Source organism: Paenibacillus sp. J22P277, assembly GCF_059383675.1.
In genome coordinates this window covers 26,817-40,860 of the sequence record NZ_JBXENS010000014.1, presented here as the reverse complement: position 1 = coordinate 40,860, position 14,044 = coordinate 26,817, and the positions used below count along the sequence as shown (strand labels likewise).

General features: G+C 43.1%; 13 protein-coding genes. 8 read left to right on the top strand and 5 right to left on the bottom strand.

The annotated features are described in order from the left end of the window. Positions 1–15: 15 nt before the first annotated feature. The 7 genes from AC50YL_RS34445 to AC50YL_RS34415 all read left to right on the top strand — a co-directional run bounded on the left by AC50YL_RS34445 (position 16) and on the right by AC50YL_RS34415 (position 5,516). Complete coding sequence (locus AC50YL_RS34445) at positions 16–243, top strand: DUF7660 family protein (protein WP_494837963.1); 228 nt, start codon at positions 16–18, stop codon at positions 241–243. Positions 244–409: 166 nt separating this feature from the next. Next, entirely contained in the window at positions 410–1,633 is a 1,224-nt protein-coding gene (locus AC50YL_RS34440; RefSeq protein WP_494837894.1) for a S41 family peptidase, read from the top strand. A 953-nt stretch (positions 1,634–2,586) separates the two neighbouring features. After that, complete coding sequence (locus AC50YL_RS34435) at positions 2,587–3,366, top strand: (S)-benzoin forming benzil reductase (protein WP_494837893.1); 780 nt, start codon at positions 2,587–2,589, stop codon at positions 3,364–3,366. A gap of 155 nt (positions 3,367–3,521) precedes the next feature. Continuing rightward, the gene (locus AC50YL_RS34430) at positions 3,522–3,815 is read left to right on the top strand and encodes a barstar family protein (protein ID WP_494837892.1); all 294 of its coding nucleotides are present in this window, start codon (positions 3,522–3,524) and stop codon (positions 3,813–3,815) included. A gap of 88 nt (positions 3,816–3,903) precedes the next feature. After that, positions 3,904–4,224, top strand: coding sequence for a hypothetical protein (locus AC50YL_RS34425; RefSeq protein ID WP_494837891.1), 321 nt, complete (start codon positions 3,904–3,906; stop codon positions 4,222–4,224). Positions 4,225–4,375: 151 nt separating this feature from the next. Beyond that, complete coding sequence (locus AC50YL_RS34420; protein ID WP_494837890.1) at positions 4,376–4,819, top strand: hypothetical protein; 444 nt, start codon at positions 4,376–4,378, stop codon at positions 4,817–4,819. A gap of 166 nt (positions 4,820–4,985) precedes the next feature. Beyond that, the gene (locus tag AC50YL_RS34415; RefSeq protein ID WP_494837889.1) at positions 4,986–5,516 is read left to right on the top strand and encodes a hypothetical protein; all 531 of its coding nucleotides are present in this window, start codon (positions 4,986–4,988) and stop codon (positions 5,514–5,516) included. A gap of 749 nt (positions 5,517–6,265) precedes the next feature. On the opposite strand, the gene AC50YL_RS34410 is transcribed toward AC50YL_RS34415, so the two are convergent. Then, on the bottom strand, positions 6,266–6,562 hold the full coding sequence (locus AC50YL_RS34410; RefSeq protein WP_494837888.1) for a hypothetical protein: 297 nt from the start codon (positions 6,560–6,562) through the stop codon (positions 6,266–6,268). A gap of 222 nt (positions 6,563–6,784) precedes the next feature. Here AC50YL_RS34410 and AC50YL_RS34405 point away from each other — a divergent pair, with 222 nt between their 5' ends. Continuing rightward, positions 6,785–7,270: a hypothetical protein gene (locus AC50YL_RS34405; RefSeq protein WP_494837887.1), complete on the top strand. Its 486-nt coding sequence runs from the start codon at positions 6,785–6,787 to the stop codon at positions 7,268–7,270. A gap of 407 nt (positions 7,271–7,677) precedes the next feature. Here the strand turns inward: AC50YL_RS34405 and AC50YL_RS34400 are convergent, their stop codons facing one another. From AC50YL_RS34400 to AC50YL_RS34385, 4 genes are all read right to left on the bottom strand, one after another. After that, positions 7,678–8,010, bottom strand: coding sequence for a tetratricopeptide repeat protein (locus AC50YL_RS34400; protein WP_494837886.1), 333 nt, complete (start codon positions 8,008–8,010; stop codon positions 7,678–7,680). 314 nt (positions 8,011–8,324) lie between these two features. Beyond that, positions 8,325–10,187: an RCC1 domain-containing protein gene (locus AC50YL_RS34395; RefSeq protein ID WP_494837885.1), complete on the bottom strand. Its 1,863-nt coding sequence runs from the start codon at positions 10,185–10,187 to the stop codon at positions 8,325–8,327. Positions 10,188–10,504: 317 nt separating this feature from the next. Continuing rightward, positions 10,505–12,367: an RCC1 domain-containing protein gene (locus AC50YL_RS34390; protein WP_494837884.1), complete on the bottom strand. Its 1,863-nt coding sequence runs from the start codon at positions 12,365–12,367 to the stop codon at positions 10,505–10,507. A gap of 660 nt (positions 12,368–13,027) precedes the next feature. After that, complete coding sequence (locus AC50YL_RS34385) at positions 13,028–13,492, bottom strand: DUF3888 domain-containing protein (RefSeq protein ID WP_494837883.1); 465 nt, start codon at positions 13,490–13,492, stop codon at positions 13,028–13,030. Between the last annotated feature and the right edge of the window lie 552 nt (positions 13,493–14,044).

The following is a 14,044-nucleotide window of genomic DNA, read 5'->3' as shown; positions in this document are numbered from 1 at the left end:
GTTAAAAAGGGGAATGTGAAAAACTTGAATCCAAATGATGTATCCAGTAAAGATGAGTTGGTCGCATTTCTTCATACATTGCGACATGATCTAACTGATAACGTTGCGAGTTGGGAGAACCGAACACTAGAAGGCTTTTTAGAAGCTATGGCAGCATGGTTAGACGATTCTGACACTAATTCTAATACGCTTAGTTGGAATCTGTTTGCAACCTCTTTATTGGCTGGTAAGGCATATGAGTGAAAAAAGTCATTGAGCTAACGGGTAACGTTAGTTCAATACACATTACAGAAGAAGGCAGCCAATCGGCTGCCTTTGTTGTTCTTTGCAGATCAGCAACGAGTAAAAGAAGGATACTTACCTAAATTGACGAATTTTCCAGTAATCCAAAATTCTAGGAGCGAAATTTATGAGCGAGATGTCATTGGAACAACGGCTTTTGATAGTATCAGAGACCATAAGATTGACCGAGAAAGCATTTGTCCATTGGGAAAATGCGACTATTCGGTCGGAAGAACTCGGAGACGTGTCTGAGGAATTCTTTGGAAAAGCTGCGATAGCTAAACGACGTGTCGACTTCCAGATGGTTATGTGGGAGTATTTCGGAAAGCTTCGTAATGGTCATTCGAATTATTTCGACCAAGCAGCGCCATTACCATTTGGAGGAATGTTTAACTTTTCTCTGCAGGAGTTAGAAGGAGAATGGTGCGTGAGAGAAGATCGTTCCGGCTTAATGGAGCCGGGGGACTTAGTGAGGTCGATTGGGGAGATTTCGCTACCGAATTGGTTGGACAATCTTAGTCACTTTACGGGCATTACCGATTGGCGATCGATGAGTATTCGAATTCCTTACTATCTATCGTATCTCCTCACTGAAGAGCAGGTCGAAGTAAAAATAGTAGATCAACAAGGCACGTGTCGGGCTGTTACCATTCACCGCGCCCCTCTAGACTTTGATGCTCTGAATCGAGGAGACACGACAGGGAAGTGGCTCCTGAGTGAGGAGGTCGCATTTATTCGGATCCCGAGCTTCAACCATCCGAAGTTTGAAGAGACGGCATTGACATTTCTAGAAAAGTTTCGCGATGCTACAGCAATTATTATAGACATAAGAGGTAATAGCGGTGGCTCGACTCCAAGTGCACTTACGCAGCATCTCATGGATCATCCATATAGGTGGTGGACTGAACGAGCGCGTCATCCTGAATTCTTGAGTCAACGACATCAGCAAGCGGAGATACGGTTCGCGCCAGACTTTAGTTATGCTGAATGTAGAAGTGATTATACCGATCCTGCTGCCGGAATTCTACCGTATGCAGGAAAGTTGATATTATTAGTGGATCGTTTTTCTGGATCAGCCGCCGAAGACTTTGTTATGCCTTTTCTGGATAATGGCAGGGCGACGATCGTCGGAGAGCGTACTTTTGGATCGACCGGACAACCAGTCTTCAGAAACTTCGATAACAATAATATCATCGTGACGGTTGGTGCTATTCGTTCCTTTTTGCCTAGCGGTGATTTTTTCGAGGGGATCGGTATTGTCCCGGACTTTGAGGTGAGAATGCGACGAGAGGATGTCTACCAAGAACGGGATGTTGCATTGGAGAAAGCATTAATAATACTTCAGCAATAGCCATTGGCTAACACTTAGGTCGGCATTATACTAAATGGGTACTATAGCTCAATACAACACAGCAGCCGAACAGGTCTTGGGGGCAATTGTCTTATAAGACAGGAGAGAAATGGATAAAGCAATGGGCTGAATTATAATGAGCGAGAGCTAACCAGCAGGATTGTTATATACTTGGATTAATTCGGTATTGGCGTCGAGGAGGTTACTTTAATGGAATTTTTTCTTTTTAGCGCAGTATACCTGGTACCGTTATTTAGTTTTCTATTTGTAGTTACTTTGCTGAAAGCCATTGAAAAAATAGTAAATAAAAGACGTTACGGCACAGAGATGTTTTGGAGTGGCGTCTTTTTTTCCTTGGCTATGTGGTCAATTAGCGTATCCTCATCGTTGAACTAACGGGAAACGATAGTTCAACGCATACACATGAGTAGCCGGCTAGGTCCTATAAATGTTAGGACTACACTTCGCCACGGGATAGCATTAGAATGATTTCAGTCAAGAAGATGGATTCAACCCTAATGAAACTGATCATAGGCGAGGTATGGTATATGGACTTTGTAGTGATGACTCCAGTTTTTTTATGGTTCCTAGTCATTGTTTCTTTAACCGCTTTTCGCAGGAGTCGCAAGATTGGCATCCAATGGATACTTATAGGTATCCTTTGGATTACATTTGGTTATTTAGATATTTCCAAAGGCGATATGCTAGAGTGGGACATTATTGGTTTAATTCAACTCTCAATAGGCTTTTTCATAATAACGAAATCGCGTTAGTTGAACATTAGGGCTGCCAACTTGGCGGACCTCCGTTACGTTAACGGGCAGGATAGTTAAACATCTTAGAACAGCTTGCCTGGCTGCAGATGCTCTTTTCGTTACTTGACATAATCGATTCTTTGACAAAATATAAAGTAGTTGATATTAGTATCTGATTATCAAAGGAGATCCGCAACAATGAAGTATTTTATAATAACGGGTACATCAAGGGGCATAGGAGAAGCAATTGCTGAACAATTAATCTCATCTGAGCACTTTTTGTTTTGTATCTCACGGGAAAGAAATGACAAGTTACTAAGTAAACATAACAATATGGAGTATCATGAATTCGATCTACAACATATTAATCAGATAGAAGGTTTGTTGGATCGTATCTTTAGTTCAATAGACATGTCCATCGCTGAGGGAGTATACCTAATCAATAATGCCTCGATGATTTCCCCCGTTACATTCATCAATATTGCCAAAGTTAAAGATATAACTGGGAACATTAATGTTAACTTAATTGCACCGATATTACTCACTTCTTTATTTATTGCACGTACGGAAAATTATCAAAAAGAAAAAAGAATTATAAACATTTCATCAGCTTCAGTTAAGAATCATCATCCCGGAATGAGTTTGTATTCGGCTGCTAAAGCAGGGTTGGATGTATTTTCTCAATGTGTGGGGCTCGAACAAAATCACTCCAAAGCACCAGTTGGGATTGTCTCTATTTGGCCTGGAATGAATGACACTAATCTGCAAAGAGAAGCAAGAAACCAAGACAAAGCAACTTTCCCATCTGTTGAGTTATTTGAAATGGTCAAAGAGTCTGGAATGTTAACATCACCAGTAGAGACCGCAAAACAAATTATCGAGTGTTTATTTAAAAAAGATTTTAAAAATGGCGAAGTTATTGATATTTACGACTATTCAAAAGTTCAAAAACATTTCGAAGCTCCATCCGAGGCTTGATTGATTAGTGGTGGGTCTTTCAACTCCCTCGGTACAACAGTTAAACAGAGCAGATCATAACGGTGGTCTGTTTTTTATTGAAGTAACGGGCAGAATAGTTCCAATATGTGGTATCATAAAGCCGATTGAATCTGCGGGATTCGAGGTGGTTTTTTATGGAGAAAAGAAACGAGTTAGTTGAACTTGATTTAAGTAAAATTCAGACCAGTAAAGAACTGCATACGATATTAAAAGAGACACTTGGCTTCCCTTCATTTTACGGTATGAATTGGGATGCCTTTTGGGATTCGATAACTGGATTGGTTGAGTTACCTAAAGTTTTAAAAATAACTGGTTGGTCTAATTTACAGAAAACTTTACCTCGTGACTCAACAATTTTGAAAGAGTGTCTTGAAGAGTTAAATATTAAACACCCGAGTTGGTCATGCGATGTTCATTACATAGTTTAAGCTATCGGGTACGATAGCACAACGACACCAGGCTGCCGACGGTTCAGCTAACGGGCAGCGTCCAACTTAAAACGGAGATGAAACGAAGTTGAGAAAATACGCACTCACTGTACCCAACACTTCCCATGAAATTAAAAAAGTCATGATATATGAAACCGAAGATAATGGAGTATATCTCTTTGTTTATCAGACACAGAAGGATGAGCCATCGCATAATGATTTTTGGTTTGACCATGTAGAAGATGCAGAACATTTTAGCGAAGCGTATTTCCAAACATCGGAAAATGGATGGGTGCAAATCGATGATCCCGTTGAAGGTTGCCAGCATGATTTAATCAGACCGATAAGGCGCATGAATAATTCTTATGAAATACTTGAAAAGAGCGTTTGGAAGAAGATCGAGCTATAAAAACAATGCCTAGTTACGCTAACGGGAGACGATAGCTCCATTTTGACACGACGGTGGCCGACCAACGGCTGCCGTTTTCTCAACTAACGGCAGGATAGTTTAATCGTTCTTCCGAATACAGATTCAATATGAATTTTGGGTGGGATTTAAAATGGCACTATGGCAAACTAGATTTTTTATTATTAATGAAAGCAATATCGTAATTGAAAATGATAATGATAATGAGGAAGAAATGCTGTTATGGGGCGAATCTCCACTTAACAGTGATTCATTATTAAGTATTTCTAAATCACTACATAAAGAAAAAAGTTGGTCTGATGAAATAATTCTGTATGGAAAAATTGATGGGACTTGTTTGGAAATCATCTATGATGGAAAGATCATTTCGGAAATTTCATGTAGAATTGACGTTAGAAATATAAGTTTAGAAATACTAAGTGAAATTGTTAATTTCATGGTTATTAATAAAGCAAGAATATATAAGAGTGAAAACATTTATGATGCTTCAGTAGATTCAATAGCGCTAATAATAAAGCAATCAAATGCTTACAGATTTTGCGAAAATCCAATAGCTTTTCTAAGTGATTTATGCTGAAATTTGATAAAACCATTAAGCTAACGGGGAACGATAGTTGAATAAGCACAAAGAAACGGTAGCTGGCTTATGGTTACCGTTTTCTCAACTAACGGGCAGATTACGCGAATAACTGGTAAGTGCTATACTTCAGAAAGAAGTGATTTTAAAGCCGAGGTTGGGATAAATGGTGGACTACAAACTTGTAAGTAAAATTAGCGGATACTTAGAAGGTCTAGGTACAATCAACACTTACTTTGGAGCTTGTTACGGACATGAATATATGTTCTGTGAAATCGAAAGTGACCTGCCATTGGAGCAAATAGTTTTACAATATAATAATAAAAGTAATTTGAAGAATCATGATAATATTAAATTCCTACCCTTACGTGGCATAGATGACTGGAAGGAAACACTTTTTGAGGTGAGCGCAGTATGGTTCTTTTCCCTTTATCGAATGCAAAACTTTAAAGTTCGAGTTGTTTATTACGATGATAATGGGAATGAACTTCCAGAGATACCCGCTGAATTTGATAAGAATTCTAACTCAGTTAGCAACAAGTTAATCGCTCTAATAGGTCAGTTCATTGATGGCAAAGAACTAAAAGTGTATAGATTGGAAACGGAAGTAGAAGAAAAAAACGAATTTGATTGGGAGCAGTTTTATTTTGTAATTAATGGAAAGGTATTTGTTCTAGAGTTCTACCAATGGGGTTAACAAGTCCCTAAATTGATTGAACTAACGAGGAACGTTAGTAAAATGCACAATATGGAGCGATAAAGATGTATATAGAACGCGATGTTTGAAGAGAACAGTTCATATGGAGTCATCCTAAATAGAGCAGAACTCGAAAATGGCGATTGAGTGAGCGATTCTGTGCCCACAGACTACTGCCATTTTTACGCTAACGGGTACGAGATAGTGCAACATCATGAGGGCTGCCAATCTAGTGGGCATTCATTAATTAACAACCAGTAAGAAATCGCTGCGCGGCTTTAAAATTCAAGACGACTAGGGGGATAAATCTGAATAGTACTGAACTAAGAAAGTTTATAGCCGAAAGGAAACCATTTGAGAACGCAAAGAAGAGCTTTTGGCATTGGATAGAAAATTGGAGGGGTGATGACCCCGAAGATTATGCTGAAATATTCGGAAACGAAGATATATCCTCAATTGAGTTATCAGAGGAACGAATAGCTCTGGTTCTTCATTTTCGAGATGCTACACCGATTGAATTCATACAAACAACTTTAAACGTATTCTATAAAGAAAGCCTTATTGCAAAATATCATTACATGCAGAGTTTGAATGGAGAAGCTATAGATGATGTTTTATCTTTTGAAAAATACTCAATACTTACTGTTGAAGATTAAGCTAACGGGTACGTTAGTGCAATAAAACAGCGACAGCCAAGGACTTTTCTTGTCCTTGACTGTCGCTGTTTCGTTTCCAATATATCTTTAACCTTATTCTTCAGTTGTAGCAGCCGCTTCTTGGGCACCTGAGGTTACTTTCGTTTTATTCTTAGTTCCAGGTTTACGTCCACCACGGCGTTTTGGAACTTCTTCGGTTAATTTAAAGTGTTCATTAGTCAATTCAAGAATGTCACTATATACCTCAATGCTTACTTGCCGAATCAGAGAGGACTGGTTATCAGTTGCGAATTGATTCTCAATTCTTAATCCGCGCTCTTCTTGTTTTTTAAGTGATTCGATTTTTTCCAAGAAAGCTTGAACCGTCAATTTATTATATGAGTTAGGCATATTCATCACTCCTAATCCGAATTTACTATTATTATAGCAAATGAGGCAGAAATCACAATTAATTAATTCTTAACGATTATGAGTGGGATGATCAATCACGATTTGGTTTAGTATTCAAGTGATGTTGAGGTAGTGTTGATTTATTTGCATACAAGAGACGTGGAAAGAGTATATATAAGTAACTTTTTGATAAGAACTAAGATAAAAAAGTGAGGTGTAGTTATGCATGTAACTCGTGAAAAACAATGGACCGATCAACAAGATCAATTACTTGCTCAAACGATACTAACGCAAATGGAAAATGGCGGTACTCAACTTGAGGGGTTTCAAGCTGCAGCTCAACTTCTTCAGCGAACAGCTGCAGCCTGTGGGTTCCGGTGGAATAAAGAGGTCCGCAAGAATTATTTAGAGCAATTGGCACAACTAAAAGAAAGAAAAGGCGAAAGAAGAGGTAACGTAAGACGTGAAAAGCGAACACGATCTGTAGAAGCACTCCCTAGAATCTCTTCAAGTCCGAATGGTGTGATCACTGAAGCATCGCATTTCATTGAGCAACTGGTAAAAGAGAACAGGGAATTAAAGGCGTTACTAGCGAAAAGAGATAATGAAATAGCCATTCTGACTGGGGTGTTAAAGAAGGCCCGAGAAAGCATTAGTTTGGATTCTTATTCAACATCTCAAAAAAGACCATTAAAAGCTGATGCTTAAAAACAGTCAAAAGTAATATGCAAATTGTAACCCACCGAAAGGGCACTTTCATCATAGTGTTCGTCGAGTGGGTTTTCAACGTTATCGCAGTCAGAAGCAGCTGAGTTTATAATCATTCGAGGCTGCCGGCATGCACGACACTTTCGTTCAATAAGGTCAGATTAAACGAACAACTCTTAACAATAGAAGCAGCTTTTATTCCAAATAATTAGTCTCGACAGAAGGGTATTTGAATCAATAGTGATAGCTCTGCGAACAGTTTTATTTCATTTCTTCTATGTAACTTGTGAGACCAGCGTAACGTTGCATATCCTCAGTATGAACATGTTTTAACAATGCTGTCATTACTGTCTTCAAGGCTTCTGTGTTTTTTCCATCACTATACAAACAAAGTCCAAGGAACAAACTTACAGACACGAATTCTGAAAAGTTTTTTCAGCTTCTGTTAGTATTTTGATGGCTTCGTTTGCTAAACCAACATTTCGAAGGGAAGACCCCATTTGTACTAAAGCGTAAACGTGGTATTCAGTCGACAGCCCTATTTTTATTGCTTCTTCATACAACGGAATAGCTTCGGATTCACGACCAGCATAGTCTAATGCGTTAGCCAACTCAAAGTTAGCTCTTGCTGAAGGATATTGTCTTTGAATTCCTTCAAAATATTCGATTAATCGATACTCCTCATTTTTGAATTCCCAACCTGTCTCTATGATTGACTTCCAATCTGGATTCAGAGTCATTCACTCCTTCCTTAGCCGTTCATCAATAATCCCACATCATCTCTCTACAACAACAGCATATGTAAATTATGTACATATAATCACCAGTAACAGCATATTAAATCCCATCACATAGAACTTTTCACACACATACTTCAATGTACGCATATTCTTCAGTACATGTAAGTAATAGGTAAAGATTTAATTGGCATAACTAATGAAGGAACTTAAGTGCTGCCATTTTTCGCATTAAATGAAAGAAGAGGCTGCCGGATTGGATATGCCGGAAGCCTCGTCCTGAAAGTTATTAAGTTTTAAGTTTCCAAGAAATATCTTCATTGATTGTCAAATTGGATACTCACATAGACGAAGACCTTCTTATTCGGACTGTAATCTTGGTTCGTATGTCCCTTCACGCTCCACGATGCGGTATAGCCTTCGGGGATCCTGGCAGTACTGTACTCGGTACCATCGGGCAGCTGCTTCGTCGTGATCGGAAAGTGGTATCCGTCGCTTGCAGTCTCCATACTCAGGTCATAATTTTCGCCCTCCGGCGCAACCATGGAGACATTCACTTCCCCCTGTTTGCCTTTAGGGAAGGTCCAAGATCCACCCAACACTTGGCCAGGAGACGTAATGTACCCGTAGTATAACGAGACCCTATAGGTGTACTGGCCATCTGAATACGTTTTGGAATCGGATAGCTGAAAAGAGCTGGGAGTCGGTGAGGCAGCCGTAGTGACCGTCATTTCTTGTTTCACACTTGGGTTGCCATCGCCATCGAAGGCGACCAGTGAGAAGCGGTAGGAAGTGCTCGGTGAGAGCCCCTTTACGTCATAGCTGTTGACATCCCCGTTCAGGGTACCCAGCAGCGTACCGTTCCGGTATACCACGTACTTATCTATTCCCGTTTCGTCCATCGCAGGCTGCCAATGCAGCACTGCGCTGTCAGCTGTTACATCGGTAGCCGTCAGCACATCGCCCGCGGGCCAGGCCGGCGCTTCCGGATTGTTCGGATTGGATTCGCCAAGTCCTTGCACCTGTACGGGTGTATATCGGTCTGTCGTTGTTCCATCACCCAGTTGGCCATAATCATTCGATCCCCAAGTCCAGACGCTTCCGTCTTCTTTTACCGCCAAACTAAATTCCGCACCCGACGCGATAGAGGACACTGATTCGAGTCCGGTTACTTGAATGGGAGAAAAACGGGTGGTTGTGCTTTCATCGCCAAGTTGACCAGAAGTGTTACAACCCCACGCCCATACGGTTCCATCGCTTTTGAGAGCTAAAGTATGAACCCCTCCTACGCTCTCTGCTATGGAAGTTTCCGAACCGAGATCCTTCACTTGAACGGGAGTATGTCGATCTGTTGTCGTTTCATCGCCCAGTTGACCGAAATGATTCAATCCCCACGCCCAAACAGTACCATCGCTTTTGATGGCCCAACTACCGTCTCCGCCCGTAGTGATGGAGGCTACCGATCTAAGACCCTGTACTTGAACCGTCGTATACCGGTCTTTCGTCGTTCCGTCACCGAGTTGACCTGTTGAATTGCTTCCCCACGCCCAAACAGTTCCATCACTTTTGAGTACCAAATTATGATTAACATCCGCAGAGATGGCGACAACTGAATCAAGACCCTTCACTTGAACCGGCGCATACCGGTCTTTCGTAGTTCCATCGCCGAGTTCGCCGGAAGAGTTATACCCCCACGCCCAGACGGTTCCATCCCGTTTGAGCGCCAAACTATGTTCCGCTCCTACAGAAATAGCAACCACGTCACTAAGGTTAGTTACTTGAACTGGGAAAGAACGGCTCGCGCCGCTTCCATTGCCCAGTTGACCATAATAACTCTCACCCCACGCCCAGACGGTTCCGTCGCTATTAAGTGCTAAGCTGTGAAACCATCCCGCAGCTATGCCTACCACCGAACTAAGACCCTGCACTTCAACTGGGGTATATCGATCTGTCGTCGTTCCGTCACCGAGTTGGCCTTGAGGATTCTCACCCCACGCCCAGACGGTTCCGTCCTCTTTTAACGCCAGAGTATGATGCAATCCTCCTGATACCATTGTAACCCTCGCTTTCGAAGGCTCTGCTACCCGTGTGGGCCCTGTCTCAGCAGCAGCTGCTTGAACGGGCAGCAGCGGCAGCAGTACCACCATGCTGCAAATCCAAAGCATCAACCATCGTTTCATCCATCTTCACTCCCATCTTTGATTCATTCAACGGTGACGGGAATAAAACTATCGTCACCCGTCAGGACATCTTCAAATGATATTTCGAGTGTAAACCACACTTATTTAGTCAGCAGAGAATCTTTTTGTTGCAGTTTGGTTGCTTGGGATAACGGGGGGGGGGGGGGGGGGGCTCTTGGGCATTTACAAAACCCCCAAAATGTTGTGTTATGTATAAACCCCCCAAAAGCAAAATTACGGCCATTGAGGTCGACCAGAAAGATCTGGTGACCTTCATTATACGGGCATTCAGGTTACTCAATCGTCTTGCATTCATTTCATTGATTGTCAAATTGGATACTCACATAGACGAAGACCTTCTCATTCGGACTGTAGTCTTGGCCCGTATGTCCTTTCACGCTCCACGATGCGGTGTAGCCTTCAGGGATCCCGGCAGTACTGTACTCGGTACTATCGGGCAGCTCCTTCGTCGGGATCGGAAAGTGGTATCCGTCGCTTGCAGTCTCCATACTTAGGTCGTAATTTTCGCCCTCTGGCGCAATCATGGAGACATTCACTTGCCCATGATCGCCTTTAGGGAAGGTCCACGATCCACTCAATACTTGGTCAGGAGACGTAATGTATCCGTAGTATAACGAGACCCTATACGTGTACTGGCCATCGGAATACGTTTTGGAATCGGATAGCTGAAAAGAGCTGGGAGTCGGTGTGTCAGCAGTAGTGACCGTCACTTCTTGTTTCACACTTGGGTTGCCATCGCCATCGAAGGCGACCAGTGAAAAGCGGTAGGAAGTGCTCGGTGAGAGCCCCTTTACGGCATAGCTGTTAACATCCCCGTTGAGGGTACCCAGCAGCGTCCCGTTCCGGTATACCACGTACTTATCTACTCCCGTTTCATCTATCGCCGGCTGCCAATGCAGCACTGCGCTGTCAGCTGTTACATCGGTAGCCGTCAGCACATCGCCCGCGGGCCAGGCCGGCGCTCCCGGATTGTCGGGATTAGAATCGTCAAGTCCTTGCACTTGTACGGGTCTATACCGCCTTGTCGTTGTTCCGTCGCCGAGCTGGCCATATGTATTGTCTCCCCATGTCCAGACGGTTCCGTCGCTTTTGATCGCCAAATTATGATCATCACCCGCCGTGATGGCGGTCACCGAATCGAGAGTGGTTACTTTAATGGGGGATAATCGGCTTGTTGTGCTTCCATCGCCGAGTTCGCCATATATATTCCATCCCCACGCCCAAACGGTTCCATCGCTTTTGAGCGCCAAATTATGCGCTCCTCCCAATTTCTCTGCAATGGCGGTCACCGAAAAGAGACCATGTATTTGAACGGGATTATGACGCTCTACCGTAGTTCCATCGCCCAGTTGTCCGAAATAGTTGTCTCCCCACGCCCAAACGGTTCCATCCTTTTCGATCGCCCAACTGTTGCCTCCGCTCGTAGCGATGGAGGTTACCGAACTAAGACCCTTGACTTGAACCGGCATATAGTGAGACCCCACCGTTCCATCGCCGAGTTGGCCAGCATAATTACTTCCCCATGCCCAGACGGTTCCATCGCTTTTAAGTACCAAACTATGAGTATTGTCCGCAGAGATGGCGACAACCGAATCCAGCCCTGTTACTTGAATGGGTGTCTTCCGGTCTGTCCCCGTTCCATCGCCAAGTAGACCCTCTTCGTTCCATCCCCACGCCCAGACAGTTCCATCGCTTTTGAGCGCCAGACTATGCGCCGATCCGGTCGCAATCGCAACCACGTTGCTAAGTTTATTAACCTGAACGGGGACTGAGCTGCTTGTTGTACTTCCATTGCCCAGTTGGCGATTCTCATTATCTCCCCACGCCCAGACGGTTCCGTCGCTTTTGAGTGCCAAACTATGATACCAACCTCCAGCTATACTAATCACCGAACGGAGGCCCTGTACTTCAACCGGGGTATACCGGTCTGTCGTCGTTCCGTCGCCGAGCTGGCCATAATAGTTCATCCCCCAGGCCCAGACCGTGCCGTCTTGTTTCAGCGCCAGCGTATGACCGAACCCTCCCGATAACATCGTTACGCCCAATTTCGAACGCTCTGCTTCTACCGGGGCACCTGTCGCAGAGGCGGCTGCCTGTTCAGGAAGCAGCGGTAATAGCAGCACCATGCTGCAAATCCAAAGCATCAACCATCGTTTCATCCATTTTCACTCCCCTCTTTAATTCAACTAACCTAAATCTACCATATTACGGAAAACGATGAACCTGCTTATAGCACTACTACAAAGCTACTATAAATATTTTCCGCTTTTTTCTATTATTCCTCCATTTTCATTTAACCTGTAATCGTTGCGTACTGAAAAAGAATATATAAATTTAATATTCTAATCCTCTATCGACCACTTCGATAATACAATTCAAACTGTCGTGTCATAATGAGGTTTCCTATAATTGTAAGTTTAGCGGAGCAAGTGCCTGAAATGTCGATTCCCCAATCTTCCGTGGACAAACTATGAGCAGATGGAGGCGAAACTGCGGGGAGTCCGGTCGTGTTCGTTTATGGTGAGACCAAAGATGGCTCGGTTAACAGGAGGCTTGTTCCCACGGGGGATCTGGAAGCGTTCTTACCCGGAGTTACACTTAGGGGCCATCAGGAAAGGTGGATTCTCACTTGTACTGAGGGATTACACGGTGGAAGAGGTGCTTGTGAAACGGCACGTGCACTGTAGCTCGGGGAACGTGTTCCGAATGAGGAGTAGAATTCTTAAAGGTTGTGGTGGTTAGTAGCGGTGATTGGAGGAGTTTTGCTCATTGGTATGATCAGCATAATAATCTAATAGAATGCGTACTTCTGAGCGTTATTATTTTTTCAAAATATCTTTCCAGTTTGGCGGGAAATCTGATTCCTTCGGATCTTTTAGGTGCTTCCATTCTAACAGCTTCACATTATTTGGGTTCTTGGGGGATATCTCGAACGTAAGCCTATCCTGGCCAACAGAAATATGTGGACCCACTGTAGGGACGACCTCAAGTGTAATTACAAAATGAAATCCTCGGAATCCACTTACACGCTCAACATTCGTAACATTCACAAAGTAAGGATATACCTCTGGTAAATAGTTCAATTTGTCTGCATAAATTTCATCTATTTTTTTCTCAATGTGGGGTAGTAGGAAAAGCATGAGCATGTCTTGAAAGATCAGCTCTTTTGAGTCTTGAGGTTTGATGTGTTCATTTAACAATTGCTCCGAGGCAAGGGCAGGACTGGAATTTACTGCGTTTGTAACTCCATAGACCAGCATCGACAGAAGAATCAGTTTTTTCAATACGTATCTCCTCTAATCATTTGCGGTATTATTCCCAACGTACCGTTTAACTAAACTACCTGGTGAGGTCATGAAAAAGAGCAGCTGCGGCTAAAACTGCTCCAAGATGCGTCCCTTTACTGGCACTTTTTTTTACCCAATTTCATGTCGACTATGCTTATGGGTCTACTTCGCATTACTCGTCACCCCTTGCATTCCTTCTGCGCTTCTTCCTCCTTTTGATTGTCGATTATGTTTGTTCCCTATCTGAAGGCATTTTATTTAACCCCCTGAATCATTTTTGGATCCCCCAGCTTGTTCAGTCGGGAGGACCAAGCGAACCACCGGCTCTACGTCAGGCAACTCCCAGCCTGACCAAGACCCGGTAGGTTCCATTACTCCGCTTTTCCTCCTTTGCGTTCCGAAGCCAAGCACAGGTCATCATTTCCACTCCACTATCGCTATGTTCCAATCATGTCCTGCCAGGATGAGTGCCGCAGATTGACTCCGCGTTTGCTTCGTCAAACTGCGAAGAGCTCAAGAGATGGAAGAAGGAGCGTTCTCGGCTTGCGC